The following is a 13,767-nucleotide window of genomic DNA, read 5'->3' as shown; positions in this document are numbered from 1 at the left end:
TACGTTCATATCTCAAAACATTTATTGCCAATAATTTTATAGGTTCCTCAAAAATGGATACGCACAAGGTTTTTGTAAATCGAATTATAAATATGAAAAAAATTAAACTAATTGGTTTGGATATGGACCATACCCTAATCCGATATAATTCGAAAAATTTTGAATCTTTAGTTTACGATCTCGTCAAGGAAAGACTGGTGGAGAGCTTTCACTATCCTGAAGAAATTAAAAAATTCAAATTTAATTTTGATGATGCTATTCGTGGTTTGGTGATTGACAGTAAGAATGGCAACATTTTAAAACTGAGCCGATATGGTGCCATTAGATTGAGTTATCATGGCACGAAACAGATCAGTTTTAGTGATCAGAAAAAAATTTACAGAAGTATTTATGTTGATCTGGGTGATCCTAATTACATGGCAATTGATACTTCTTTTTCCATAGCATTTTGCATCCTGTATGGCCAGTTGGTTGATTTAAAAGATAGCAATCCCGATAAAATGCCAAACTATCAAACCATAGCGCAAGACGTACAATATTGTGTGGATAAGGTTCACTCAGATGGTACCTTGAAAAACATAATTATTAAAAATTTAAAAAAATATGTGATAAGAGAAAAGGAAGTGGTTGATGGATTGAAGCATTTTATTCGTTATGGGAAAAAAATATTTATTCTGACCAATTCAGAATATTCTTATTCTAAATTGTTGTTGGATTATGCCTTGTCTCCATTTCTGGATAAAGGGGAACACTGGCAAGATTTATTTGAGTTTATTATTACCTTGGCAAATAAACCGCGATTCTTTTATGATAACTTACGATTTTTATCGGTTAATCCCGAAAACGGAACGATGACCAATGTTCATGGCCGAATAGTTTCTGGCGTATACCAAGGAGGTAATGCCAAAAAATTTACTGAAGATCTTGGGGTTGGCGGAGATGAAATTCTCTATATAGGAGATCATATTTACGGTGATATATTACGATTGAAAAAAGATTGTAATTGGCGTACTGCTCTGGTTGTTGAAGAGTTAGGTGAGGAAATTGCATCCCAGATAAGGGCTTTGCCAATTGAAAAGAAAATTGTTGAGGCCATGGCCATTAAAAAAGAGTTAGAGCAGAAATACGTCGATCTGTGCACGAGAAGTATTGACGAAGATTCGCAAAAGTATGATCAGGAAATTCATGACTTGCAATTGCAAATAGCCACTGTTGACTTACAAATTTCAAGATTATTACAAGAACAAAGCAGTTTCTATAATCCCAAATGGGAAAGAGTTTTTCGCGCCGGGGCGGAAGAGAGTTACTTCGCCTATCAAGTTGATAGATTCGCCTGTATCTACATGGAGAAATTATCCGATTTATTGGAGCATTCTCCAATGACCTATTTTCGTGCCAACAGGCGATTGTTGGCCCACGATATAGACATTTGATTTTTTCTATTAATCAGGTACCGGGATCGGACGAGGGGGAGTGCTGTTCATCCCCAGCAAAGTGATTCTATGACGTGGTATGTGCAACGGAACACGATCTTTATCGCGCAAGATGCTGGATATGCTATAGCGAAGTGTGCCAACCTGGCTGGTTGGCGCTTTTTCATAACTAATATCATGCAGCCACACACCAAGTCGTTTCACGTGGTGATCTTTACATGGATAACGCAACTCCCATGCTGTTAACACAGGAATAGCATAATCATAAGGCACATTTTCAATAACATGTTCTTGGGTGATTACATCACCGCCAAGCTCTCCGCAATTGCCATAATCCTCCTTTGGGATGATAATAAAAGGAGGCTGCTTCGTTTCAATGCCACGACCAGCAAGAATGCTCACGGCTGACCCAAAGCGGAAATCACGTTTAGCACTATTATCTTTAAAAATGCCATGTGTTTCCCAGCTGACAAAACGAGAAGCTTGGCTATTGCTAACATTTGGTGCAGGTCCGCTCCAATCGCGGCCAGCTTGCAGAAAGGCTTCGCTATGGTCAAGGTTGTAAGCAATTTGTAAAAGATGATGATCCGCTTGGCTAAATCCCTCTTCCCAACCATAAACAAAACCTCGGGGAAGCACCGCTGCTTTTACATCACCAGAAAGAAAGTCACTATTGAGAAAACCTGCTGCTGAAACGAGAGCGACATGCTCAGTATCATTATAAAAAGAAAAGGTAGTATTATCCCGAGATCCTAAAACTCGAGCATCGATACGATTTCGATTCCATGCGATTACCGTATAATAATAGCACCAGCGATACCCGTCATCGAAATTTTTATCTCTTAAAAGACCTATTGCTTCCCAGGTTAATCTGGAGCCTTCCAGTTGCGGGCTCCTAATGATTGAGACAACACGACCAATATGGTGATCACTACTTAAATATCGAGTATCCCAACCGTTGAGAAACACAGTCGCATCGGTTGCGTAATCCGGTAAATCATAGCTTCCTTGTAAGTTGATGGCATTCTCGCTGCCGGAGCGATTGGATTCACCACAGGCTGAACCGTCAATCACTTGAATGATTCCAGTATCCTCCAAAGCGGTGGTTCTGAATTGAGAAAGAGGTTGAACCGCAACGGTTTGAGTTAATTCGGCTATCTCTTCAATAGGACGTTGTATTGGTTGTGATAAGGAGGTAGTTAAGAATGAACAAAGAACAAGAAATAATAATCCCTTAACAAAGTGAGTGATTGAACACATCTCAAGACCTCCAATTTGTCTTAATGAAAAAATTTTGATAAAGCATCATCAATACAGTTTATTGCAATTTGTACAGGGAAGATAGCCTAATAATTTCGCAATTTTTTGTATTTAATATTCTCTTAATTTAAATTTTGTACAATGTGGGGTCGTTTAAAATTAAGAGAAATAGTAAGGAAATGCAATGCCTAAAGTTATTATTTTTACCGATTTTGATGGTACAGTAACCGGAAGAAGCGGTAACGAAACTGTATTTACCGAGTTTTATCAGTCACTGTTGCAAGGCTATCAAAAGGATGTGGAACAGGACTATAAAAGTACTCCAATGAAAGATCCAATTGAAGTTCAGGCTTTGATCGAAGCAAAATTTGGAGAATACAGCGAAAATTTTGATCATAGCCAGCAAGATGTTGATTTCCTGATGAGACCAGAAGCGGTGGCATTTTTCCATGAAGTATTAAAAAATGATGATGTCACTGTCAATATTGTCACTAAAAACCGAGTTGAATACATTAAAGCAGTTTTCAAATATCAAGGTTTTTCTGATGAAGAAATCAGCAAGTTAACCACGCTGGAGTCAGGGTATAAATTTAATGATGTCAATTCCCGGCTTAATCACCAAACAGAGAAAGCTAATCGGGTTTATATCCTTGATGATAGTCCAACAGACTATGCTGAGATGCTGCGTGCCGTAAAAGGTAAGGGATACAATGAGGAAGAAATTCGTGGGTATCGTAAGAATCCCGGGGAATTTGAATGGTCCCAATATTTGGAAGATGTTAGGGAAATTTTCCCGCCTAAAGTAACCCCCCCTGAAGAGCTTAGTTTACCAGATGAGCGAGGAGATGAGCTTTCTATCGGTGAAGAAGAAGCCCCTGTATTACCACAAGAGGATAATTTATCCCCGCGCGAAGAAACGGTTACCAGTGTTTCTAATCAGCCTGTTTCATCTTCTGATTATCGTACCCTAAAGATAATGGGTGCTTTTGCAGGTGTTGGATTTGGTTTCGGTTTTGCCTTAGGTGTTACGTTGGTTGCTACCGGAGTTTTTGCTCCTTCAGGTGTTGGTCTCTTAGGAGCTTTGACCTTGGGTGCTATAAGCGGTACTGGCGCTGCTACATTATCAAGTGCCATTGGATTTGCGGTTGCTAAAGGAACAGAGTCTATAGAAGAGCCTGCACGTAAAGAGTCTGTTTCTGATGTTGATCAAAGCAGTCATGAGGCTATGCGTGGTTTGGGTGGTTCTCAATTACTGAATACAAACAGTATTCATCCTGTTGGTCATTTCCCAAGTGTTCTATCAAGAAGAACACCAAAGCAAGGTAAAGAAGAGCATTATCAAGAAGAATACGTATTGACTAATCCACTTCATAATTCATAGTATTTCTATTTTGTTGGATAAATAATGATTAAAAAATCATTATTTATCCGGCCATTCCAGAATTGTTCAATTGCAGATCAATGTAGTCAGAAATTTTTAAAATACTTTCTATTGGAGTAAAATAGTTTGTAATCAATTTAATTCAGGCCTTTTCAAAAAAATGAACCAATTGCCCAATTGCCCTAAATGTCTTTCTGAATACTGTTATGAGGACGGTGACATACTAATTTGCCCTGAGTGTACGCATGAATGGCCAAAAAACAGTAATAACAATGACGAAGAGTCTGCAAAAATTATCAAAGATGCCAATGGAAACCTGTTGCAAAATGGAGATACGATAACGGTCATCAAGGATTTAAAAATAAAGGGTTCTTCTCAAGTGATAAAGGTAGGAACTAAAGTAAAAAATATCCGTCTGGTTGAGGGTGATCATGACATTGACTGCAGAATCGATGGAATAGGTGCCATGAAATTAAAATCACAATTTGTAAAAAAAATTTAATAGGGGACTGCGTTAATTTCTCAATTTGCAATTTTTAACTGGATTAATTCCTTTTTCTTAAGATTTTCTTAAGGTTCACACATTATACTTCTCTCGTAGTTAAGAGGGAGCTGTGATGCGTGTATTAATTGTTGAGGACAGTGCTTTTAATGCCTTTTGTTTGCGCCGATTGTTGGAGTCGGTGGTTGCATCAATTTCAGTGACTATTGTAAATAATAGTCAAGCTGCTTTATCCTTTATCAATAACTATTGTCCCGATATCGTCGTTATGGACGGTGATCTGGGCGCCAGCCCTGATGAAATCAACTGCAATGGCCCTGAGCTTGCAGGAATTCTATTACAAAAATATCCGCAACTTCCTATTGTAGCCTGGTCTGATTCGGATACCATGCGAGAGAACTTTATTAAAGTATTTAAGAGTCATGGCCGGTTTTTGAATGAGTATAATACCTGGCCCAAAGTCATTGGTTTGGAGCGCATTCATAAAACATGGTCTTATTATTTTGGTGAGTTTATAGGTGGTCAAAATCCTTCCTTTGCGAGTCAAACTTCTATTAATTACTATTAAATACAATAAATTAAACGCTTTTATGCGCTTCAGTGCGCATCATCCCAGTTAGAACCTGTGCCAATAGACACAACAAGAGGTACAGATAATTTTACAGTTTGTTCCATGAGCTTGTGGATAATGGCGCGACATTCTTCAACTGCTTCCTTTCGGACTTCAAAAACCAATTCATCATGTACCTGCATGATCATCTTTGCAGAAGGATTCTTTTGCGAATGCTCCCAATTGGAAATAGCCAGCATGGTTTTTTTTATGATATCAGCTGCGGTTCCTTGCATTGGTCCGTTGATGGCAGTGCGCTCAGCTGCTTTTTGTCTCATTAGGTTACGTGAATTAATTTCAGGTAAATAGAGACGACGACCGAATAAAGTTTCAACATAACCAAGTTGGTGTGCTTGTTTGCGAGTACGTTCCATGTATTCAAGTACCTTAGGATAACGACGGAAATAGGTATCGATATAATGTTGAGCATCCTGACGCTCCACACCAATTTGTTTTGCCAGGCCAAAGGCAGACATCCCATATATCAAACCAAAGTTCACTGCCTTGGCTCGTCTACGTTGTTCTTTGGTTACAGCATCCAAATTCGTTTGAAAGATTTCACTCGCTGTTGCGGCATGTATGTCCCAACCATTAGCAAAAGCTCGTAAAAGGTTATCATCCTGAGATAAATGCGCCATTATCCTTAACTCGATTTGCGAATAATCAGCCGCCATAATCAGGCTGCCCTCTGGTGCTATGAAGGCAGTTCGAATCAATCTTCCTTCTTCACTCCGTATAGGGATATTCTGTAAGTTAGGATCACTGGAAGATAACCGGCCTGTTGCTGCTACCGCTTGATTATAGGATGTGTGTACTCTATGTGTTTTGGGGTTGATTCTTTTGGGTAAGGCATCGATATAGGTACTGACTAATTTTGATAAGCTTCGGTATTCCAGGATTACAGCCGGGAGGCGATAATCAAAAGCTAATTCCTGTAAAACAGATTCTGCAGTTGAAGGCTGTCCCGTGGGAGTTTTCGCTACAACAGGCAGTTTTTGTTCATCAAATAGTATTTCTTGTAATTGTTTTGGGGAATTGAGATTGAATGCTTTTCCAGCGAGTTGTACGGCTTCATTTTCCAGGGACTTCATTTGTTCTTTCAAACGACTTCCGTGCTTTTCTAGAATGATGGGATCGATGAGAACGCCATGCATTTCCATGTCTGCGAGAACAGTCACCAAAGGCATTTCGATATCATGCAATACCTTACGTAAAGACTCATCCAGCATAGGGTACAGTTTATGATGCAGTTGCAAAGTAATATCAGCATCTTCCGCCGCATAGACCCCGGCCTTCTCTACTGGAATTTGGTCAAAACGGAGTTGTTTTGCTCCTTTTCCCGCAACATCCTCATAACTTATTGTTTTATAACCCAGATATTTTAAAGCCAAAGAATCCATATCATGTCTGCCTGCACCACTATTGAGCACATAGGATTCCAACATGGTGTCATAAGTGATGCCCTTTAAAGTAATGCCATAATTTTTAAGTACGCTGTAATCATATTTAATGTTTTGCCCTATTTTTCCTATGGCAGGGTTTTCCAAAATGGGCTTTAAAGCAGTTAAAACTTCTTCCCTTACTAACTGTGTACTGCCATCAGTATGAGCCAGAGGAATATAAGATGCTTTTTTTTCCTCAACTGCTAAAGAGATGCCTACCAGCTCAGCTTGCATGACATCAAGATTGGTTGTTTCAGTATCGATACAAAATTGTTTACTTTGCTCCAGTTTATTGAGCCAATGATGCAACTGTTGATGAGTAGTTATTATTTCATAGGATTTATTACTGTCGCTATCCCTGTCTTTGGGGGATTTTTGATTATCTTCTTCCTGTAGTAACTCTTTAAGCCATGATTTAAATTCCAATTCACGAGTTAATTTAATTAATTGCTCGTTATCAGCCGGTGTGGGCATCAATTGGTTTAAATTTAAGGGTAGATCCAAATCCGTTTTGATAGTGACCAATTTTTTTGAGAGTGGTAAATGAGGGATGCTGACACGCAAATATTCACCAATTTTGCCGCCAATTTCGTTGGCGTGTGCAATCAAATTGTCGAGTGTTTGATACTCTGTCAGCCATTTTACAGCCGTTTTGGGTCCGCATTTCTCTACTCCCGGAATATTATCTACGGTATCTCCAATGAGAGTGAGGTAATCAATGATTTGCTCAGGTGCTACACCAAATTTTTCTTTGACTCCGTCAATATCCATGTTGTAATTACTCATCGTATTGATGAGAGAAACATGTTCATTGACCAGTTGTGCCATGTCTTTATCACTGGTTGATATTACAACGGGTATGCCTTGCTCTGTGGCTTGTTTTGCCAAAGTGCCAATCACATCATCAGCTTCGACTCCATCAATGATAAGCAAGGGCAATCCCATCGCTTGCAGTAACTGGATTAGCGGTTGAAACTGAGAGCTCAATTCTTGAGGCATCGGTGGTCTGTGTGCCTTGTATTCCGGATACCATTCATCACGGAATGTTTTCCCTTTGGCATCAAAGACAACGGCTATTTCCTCCGGCTGATAATCTTTGATTATTTTTTTTATCATATTGGCAACTCCATAAATTGCGCCAGTAGGTTGGCCTTTGGAGTTTGTCAATGGTGGCAGAGCATGAAACGCCCTGAAGAAATAGGAAGAACCGTCTATTAGAATCAAAGGCGGCTTCATAGTTACTCTACCTCTTTTTCTTTAATATCGAGTTTTTTGTTAATTACAGCAATTTGCTCGGTAAGTGATTTAATGTTTTTTCGTATTAATGGAATACGATTGACTGATAGTTCATGCTTAATCGCAACATCTTTGGGTTTTGCAGGATTACCAAGATATACAGTCCCTTTCTTTAAGAGTTTGTGGGGGGGAACTCCTGTACGCGCACCTAATATGACTTCATCTTCAATGTGAACATGGTCACTTACTCCCACGTTGGCGGCAAAGATGACATTATTCCCGGTAGTGGTACTGCCGGCGATGCCAGTAAAAGCACAAATAATATTATGCTTGCCTAACTTGACCGAGTGAGCGATTTGTACCAAATTATCAATTTTTGTTCCTTCACCTATCACCGTAGCGCCTAATGTAGCCTTGTCTATCGCTGTGTTGGCTCCAATTTCAACATTGTTTTCAATCACTACATATCCTGAATGCGGTACTTTGAGATGCTGGCCATCAACAAAAGTATAACCAAAGCCATCAGAACCTATTACTGTAGAGGCATGGATAGTGACATTGGAACCGATACGGCAATTATCATAAACAGTGACTTGGGGGTGAATGGTTGTGTGATCTCCAATGACCACATTATGGCCGATATGAATATGACTTTTGAGCACCGAATGGTTACCTATAATACTTCCTGATTCAATGACCACGAATGGCCCAACATAAACCTCATCGCCTAATTGTACCTCTTCACCGATTACAGCAGTGGGATGTATCCCCGAAGTTATTTTTTGGGGGGGATAAAAATGGTTGAGTAAAGTAATAAATGCTTTAAAAGGGTTTTTTACCTGAATTAATGGCTTTGGGGAATCGATGGTCCCTTGACCAATAAGAATAGCAGCCGCTTCAGAGTGTTCAGCGAGTTTGATATTGTCTTCACCTTCAGCGAAAACCAAAGCTCCGGGAAGTATATTATCTATAGGCGATAGTGTGGAAACAGTGATGGTATCATTGCCTATTACAATACCTTGAACAAGGTTTGCTATATCACGAAGAGAAGAATTCATTAGTTTACCTTTCAATTCCGCAAAATAGAGCGATTATATACCTCTTATTGTCCATTTTCGAGTGAATTATCCTCAATTCAAATGGCTTTCAGATTAATAATTTTTCTTATTATGATCCTGCCATTCTGGTGATTCAGATGAATTGTCATCGCACCCTAGAAAAATGAGATTAATTAAGGTATAAAATCAAATAACTGCTATTAAAATCAGTTCATTAAAGCGCCTGAATCAGGAAGGCTGATTTGTAATCAAAAGGACGGGATATGCTGAAAAAAATATTGCTCACCGGATTATTTGTTTTGTTTAGTATGAATCTTTCTGCTTCGGAACCGATTTATGATGAGGAAATTCCCTTACTTTGGTCATCTATTATTACCGTGAGTGGGGGCCCTTCTTGGGTTACACCCGGACAAAATCAGTATATTTATCCAATGTCTCCAATCTATATAATTAATTTTAATCCTAATTTACCGCCAAATTATTATCTCTATTTTACGGATGATTCTCCTACTAGCGTTTTAGCCAACGGTGAGGTATTTTTTGGCCTGCAACGCGCGATCAATCCTAAAATGATTGGCCAATTAGGTTTAGGGGTAGCTGGAGTAAGCGATGCCAAGGTCACTGGCGACGTCAACCTTAATGGGCTGTTCCATGTATATTCCTATGATTACAAGGTCAATCATGCGCGAGTAGAGCTAAAAGGCAAGCTGATTGGAAGCGCCTTTACACCCGTACAACCCTATCTGAGTGGTAGTTTTGGAATAGCATTTAATAATGCTCATGATTACAGAACTCTTTCTATCAACCAATTCCTCTTTCCTGCGCCGTGGTTTGCCTCAAACACCACTTATGCTTTTGCTTACAGTGTGGGGGCTGGTGTCCAAAAAATGTTAAATCGTAACTGGCAGGTTGGCGTAGGGTATGAGTTTGCAGACTTAGGGAAAAGTTATTTGGGTGGCGATGGAGTTAATATTACCAAAGGGCCACGATTGACCCATTTGTATAATAATCAATTGCTGTTTAGCGTGAGCTATTTATATTCTTAACTAATGTATTTGCGCAGAACCAAAGCGGCATTGGCTCCACCGAAAGCGAAATGGTTAGATAAGGCAATATCAATGGTTTTTTCTCGTGCTGCATTAGGTACATAATCCAGATCACAGGCCGGGTCTGGAGTATGCAGATTGATGGTTGGTAACAACGTATTTTTTTGCAAGCTTAGTGTTGTTGCAATAATTTCCATTGCTCCTGCCGCCCCAATCGCATGTCCTGTCATGGCTTTTTGAGCAGTAATTGGAATGTCATAAGCTCTTTTACCGAAAACCATTTTTATCGTTTCGGTTTCCGTGCTGTCATTGAGCTGGGTTCCTGTCCCATGTGCATTGATATAATGAATATCGTTAATTGATAACTTGGCATCATTTAAAGCTGCAAAAATAGCTCTTGCTTGTCCTTGTGAATTTGGTGCGGTGACATGGAATGCATCGCAACTGGCGCCATAGCCAATGATTTCTCCGAGAATTTGTGCTCCTCTTGCTTTCGCCTGTTGTAATTCTTCAAGAATTAATATCCCGGCTCCATCTGCCATGACCATCCCATCGCGATTGAGATCAAACGGTCTGCTGGCTTGTGAGGGATTTTCATTGTTGGTCGACATGACTCTAAGCTTACACCAGGCAGCCATAACTGATTCCCAGACTAAAGATTCTGTTCCACCGCAAAGGGCTGTAGTCAAATTACCATGGGCAATTTGTTGGTAAGCCATGCCTATGGCTTCTCCGGATGAAACACAGGCATTGGAAATGGTTGAGTTTGGTCCACCAATGCCAAAAGCAATTGCGATATGGTTGGCTATTGAATTGGGCATCCCTCTAATCACACTAAGAGGAGGGATTTTTTTCCAACTGTCTGTAAAGAATAATCTATAACCTACTTCCAATTCAGGTTGGCCGCCAATGCTTGTGCCTATAAAGGTGCCTGCTGCATTGAGCTCAGTTTGCTCAAGCCCTGCTTGCTCGATGGCATGATGCGCGCAAAATAATGCGTATTGAGCAGCACGAGGATAGCGTTTGCTTTTGTTGAATTCGGGGAGATGATCTAGGGATAAGTCAGTTATTTCTCCTGCTATTTGGGTAGAGTAGGGTGAAGGATCATAGGATTGGATGCGTTTAATTCCGCATTGACCTTGAGATGCAGCAAGCCAAAATTTATCAATGCCCGATCCTATGGATGACGTTATTTCCATACCAGTAATAACAACCCTTTTTTTCATTAATTATCCTTATTTTTGATAAAACAAGCCTTCCTCTACCGCCATCCGCAATACTAATGGTGAGATTTTAATTATGTCAAGCCATATTTATAATATGTGATTTGTAAATAAAAATTAATGGTTTATTTTGCAAGTTGATTCACATTAATTGACCAGTAATCACAAGCATTTTGAATATGAAATCCAAGCTGAATATACAGGTTTAATGCTTTTTTATTATGGGTTTCAACATCAAGATCCACCCGAGATTTGCCTTCGCTCAATATCATATTGATACAATGAGCAATCAGGGCAGAACCAAATCCTTTTCCTTGTTCTTTAGGCAATATGGCAATATCAGACAAGGTAGCCCTTTTGGTTTGCCAGCGGATATGGGCTTTTCCTATAGGATGATTATTTAGCATAGCTATTACAATTTCATATTCTCTTTCGTTAAGTATTTGCTGGAATCGGTTAACCAAATCTTGATTTTTATCAGGAAAACACACTTCATCGAGGCCACATAATATGGGAATGTCCTCTAAAGTCGCCATGCGAAAGGACAATGAACGCTTGTAATCGAGTATGGGATTTAAGTCATCACGCTCCATGAAATATTCACTGTGCAGATAAGTAAATCCTTTTTGGGCAAGCCAGCTATCATTGAGGCGTGAGGGGCATGAAAAAATCAAGTTAAAGTAGTTTTGAGACTTAATTAAGGGTAATGCTGCCATTACTAATTGTTTGGCAATCCCTTGTCTGCGATATTGGGGATTAACCAAAACAGCGACTTCAACGGCATCGTCATAAAAGAAATAAACGCTCAAAAAACCAATCAAGACCCCGTTTTGATAATAAAGGAAGCTTGTGGGAAGGGAGCGATGTTGCTTCAAGATATGGATATATAGATTGGGGACGCTGCCATCGTTTTTTTTACACTCCGCTCTTAATGCTTTTAAGTCTTTTAATTGAAGTTCATCTAATTGGTTAACTTGAGTAATCATAATTGTATAGTAAAAAATTAAAAATTATTATTTATTAGATTAGCGTGTTTTCTCATGATTTGCTTATTCTTTTTTGATAAGCGATAAAACTATGGATCATGATCAAGAGTTATTCTTGTATTTTTTATTATCCCAAACCTCTTGAACTCGGGCATCCCGACCACAGCGATATCGATAATACTTATAACGTATAGGATTTTTTTTGTAATAATTTTGATGATATTCTTCTGCCGGATAAAAAGAAGTCGATGGGACAATTTCTGTATAAACTATGGGGAATTTTTGCTCTAACTCTTTTTTATATTCCATGGCAATTTTCTTTTGTTGATTATTCAAATAAAAAATGGCACTGCGATATTGACTGCCATGATCACAAAATTGGGCATTTTTGACGGTAGGATCAATGTGCATAAAGAAATACTCAACCAGTTTTTTATAACTTAATTTATCGGAATCAAACTCCACCATTACCGATTCGGCGTAATGGGTATTACCGGCAGAAACTTGTTCATAACTTGGATCTTTAAGAGTGTCTCCATCAAACCCTGATGTGGTCGATAGGACTCCAGGAAGATGGTCAAAATCTGCCTCCATGCACCAAAAACATCCACCTGCAAAAATGGCTTTTTCAGTCTTTGCCAGGCAAAATGTAGTATTAACGAGTAAGAGAAAATACAAAAAAATACGCAACATTGTAAGCCTCTTTTATGAATTGTTATAAATTATACAAGATTTTGTATTGGAGTCAGCATTAAAAGCAGAGAAAGTTTTAAACCAGGTTTCGGAAGGTTTATTATTTCCCTAACCTGAAGCCTGTGCGCTCCTTTTAAATTCAAAAAGTCTTATCAAGGCTGTTAAACAGACCAAAAAACAAAAGACAGCGGCAAGAAAATTAAAATAGTCAGGAAATAATGTCATAACAATAAAGAATAGAAATGCTTCCGCACGTTCCATTATCCCGGGACTGTAATAAAAACTTTTTTGAGAGGTATTGTTGGAAAAAATTCCCACAACCAGAAAGCTTGTAATACAGAGCAAAATACTGCCTAACATTAAAATGGTTAAAGTAGCACGGTGTTGCGGATCAAAAAGATATAAAGCAAGAACAGCAGAAAATTCTACAATTCGATCCATGACGATATCCATTGCTGAGCCAAAATCAGAAGCTTTGTTTTGAAAGCGGGCCAGCGAACCATCAAGAGTATCCAAATATCCCGAAAGCAAGAGAAAGCTAATGGCAATACAAGGTTTGTCTAATAAGACAAAAGGAATAAACAGCAAGCCTAATATCCCCGACAACCAGGTAATGGACAATGGCGTTATCCTGTCACGTAAAGCAGGTAGTATGGGATCCACCAAGGCGAGCTGATAATAATGTCGTAAAGATTGTTCAAGCATGATATTCCATTACTATGAAGCCAACTACGGGCTTATGGCAGTTATTTGGCTATCTAACGTGAGTTATGGATAAGTATTATATAAGAAGCAGTCGATATCCGGTGTCCGTTTGGGCTGAGAAGATGCCTAAGCATCGTCTCGAAGCCATGGCACGAAACATTAAACGAACGATTCAAGATAATAACCTATCTT

Annotated in this window: 12 protein-coding genes; 5 read left to right on the top strand and 7 right to left on the bottom strand. The window is 39.1% G+C overall.

The annotated features are described in order from the left end of the window. Positions 1 to 53: 53 nt before the first annotated feature. Complete coding sequence (locus CC34_RS0104255) at positions 54 to 1,433, top strand: HAD-IG family 5'-nucleotidase (protein ID WP_027228056.1); 1,380 nt, start codon at positions 54 to 56, stop codon at positions 1,431 to 1,433. Between the two features lie 9 nt (positions 1,434 to 1,442). Here CC34_RS0104255 and CC34_RS0104250 read toward each other — a convergent pair whose 3' ends face one another. After that, positions 1,443 to 2,693 carry a hypothetical protein gene (locus tag CC34_RS0104250; protein WP_028378844.1) on the bottom strand — a complete coding sequence of 417 codons (1,251 nt, stop codon included), beginning with the start codon at positions 2,691 to 2,693 and terminating at the stop codon, positions 1,443 to 1,445. A 184-nt stretch (positions 2,694 to 2,877) separates the two neighbouring features. On the opposite strand from CC34_RS0104250, the gene CC34_RS0104245 reads away from it, so the two are divergent. From CC34_RS0104245 to lerC, 3 genes are all read left to right on the top strand, one after another. Further along, positions 2,878 to 4,074, top strand: a complete 1,197-nt coding sequence (locus tag CC34_RS0104245) for an HAD family hydrolase (protein ID WP_028378845.1) — start codon at positions 2,878 to 2,880, stop codon at positions 4,072 to 4,074. 160 nt (positions 4,075 to 4,234) lie between these two features. Further along, positions 4,235 to 4,576 carry a zinc ribbon domain-containing protein YjdM gene (locus tag CC34_RS0104240; protein WP_027228059.1) on the top strand — a complete coding sequence of 114 codons (342 nt, stop codon included), beginning with the start codon at positions 4,235 to 4,237 and terminating at the stop codon, positions 4,574 to 4,576. A 115-nt stretch (positions 4,577 to 4,691) separates the two neighbouring features. Beyond that, a complete protein-coding gene (gene lerC, locus CC34_RS0104235; RefSeq protein ID WP_027228060.1) occupies positions 4,692 to 5,144 on the top strand; it encodes a response regulator LerC in 453 nt (150 codons plus the stop codon). A 29-nt stretch (positions 5,145 to 5,173) separates the two neighbouring features. On the opposite strand, the gene polA is transcribed toward lerC, so the two are convergent. Together polA and lpxD are read right to left on the bottom strand one after the other, a co-directional pair. Continuing rightward, positions 5,174 to 7,864, bottom strand: a complete 2,691-nt coding sequence (gene polA / locus CC34_RS0104230; protein ID WP_028378846.1) for a DNA polymerase I — start codon at positions 7,862 to 7,864, stop codon at positions 5,174 to 5,176. A gap of 2 nt (positions 7,865 to 7,866) precedes the next feature. After that, the gene (gene lpxD / locus CC34_RS0104225; protein WP_027228062.1) at positions 7,867 to 8,922 is read right to left on the bottom strand and encodes a UDP-3-O-(3-hydroxymyristoyl)glucosamine N-acyltransferase; all 1,056 of its coding nucleotides are present in this window, start codon (positions 8,920 to 8,922) and stop codon (positions 7,867 to 7,869) included. A gap of 263 nt (positions 8,923 to 9,185) precedes the next feature. On the opposite strand from lpxD, the gene CC34_RS0104220 reads away from it, so the two are divergent. Then, complete coding sequence (locus CC34_RS0104220; RefSeq protein WP_027228063.1) at positions 9,186 to 9,968, top strand: outer membrane protein; 783 nt, start codon at positions 9,186 to 9,188, stop codon at positions 9,966 to 9,968. Here the strand turns inward: CC34_RS0104220 and CC34_RS0104215 are convergent. The 4 genes from CC34_RS0104215 to CC34_RS0104200 form a co-directional block, all read right to left on the bottom strand. Continuing rightward, positions 9,965 to 11,194 carry a beta-ketoacyl-[acyl-carrier-protein] synthase family protein gene (locus tag CC34_RS0104215; protein WP_027228064.1) on the bottom strand — a complete coding sequence of 410 codons (1,230 nt, stop codon included), beginning with the start codon at positions 11,192 to 11,194 and terminating at the stop codon, positions 9,965 to 9,967. The genes CC34_RS0104220 and CC34_RS0104215 overlap by 4 nt on opposite strands. A 122-nt stretch (positions 11,195 to 11,316) precedes the next feature. After that, positions 11,317 to 12,177, bottom strand: coding sequence for a Dot/Icm T4SS effector N-acetyltransferase VipF (gene vipF, locus CC34_RS0104210; protein ID WP_027228065.1), 861 nt, complete (start codon positions 12,175 to 12,177; stop codon positions 11,317 to 11,319). Between the two features lie 102 nt (positions 12,178 to 12,279). Beyond that, positions 12,280 to 12,870 (bottom strand): peptide-methionine (S)-S-oxide reductase MsrA, encoded by a 591-nt coding sequence (gene msrA, locus CC34_RS0104205; protein ID WP_027228066.1) that lies wholly within the window; start codon positions 12,868 to 12,870, stop codon positions 12,280 to 12,282. A gap of 108 nt (positions 12,871 to 12,978) precedes the next feature. Next, positions 12,979 to 13,575, bottom strand: coding sequence for a CDP-alcohol phosphatidyltransferase family protein (locus CC34_RS0104200; RefSeq protein ID WP_027228067.1), 597 nt, complete (start codon positions 13,573 to 13,575; stop codon positions 12,979 to 12,981). Positions 13,576 to 13,767 lie beyond the last annotated feature (192 nt).

Origin of the sequence: Legionella pneumophila subsp. fraseri (assembly GCF_000586315.1) — a bacterium.
GTDB lineage: Bacteria > Pseudomonadota > Gammaproteobacteria > Legionellales > Legionellaceae > Legionella > Legionella pneumophila_B.
The sequence above is the reverse complement of the archived record's forward strand: the minus strand, read 5'-3'. Positions and strand labels throughout refer to the sequence as shown.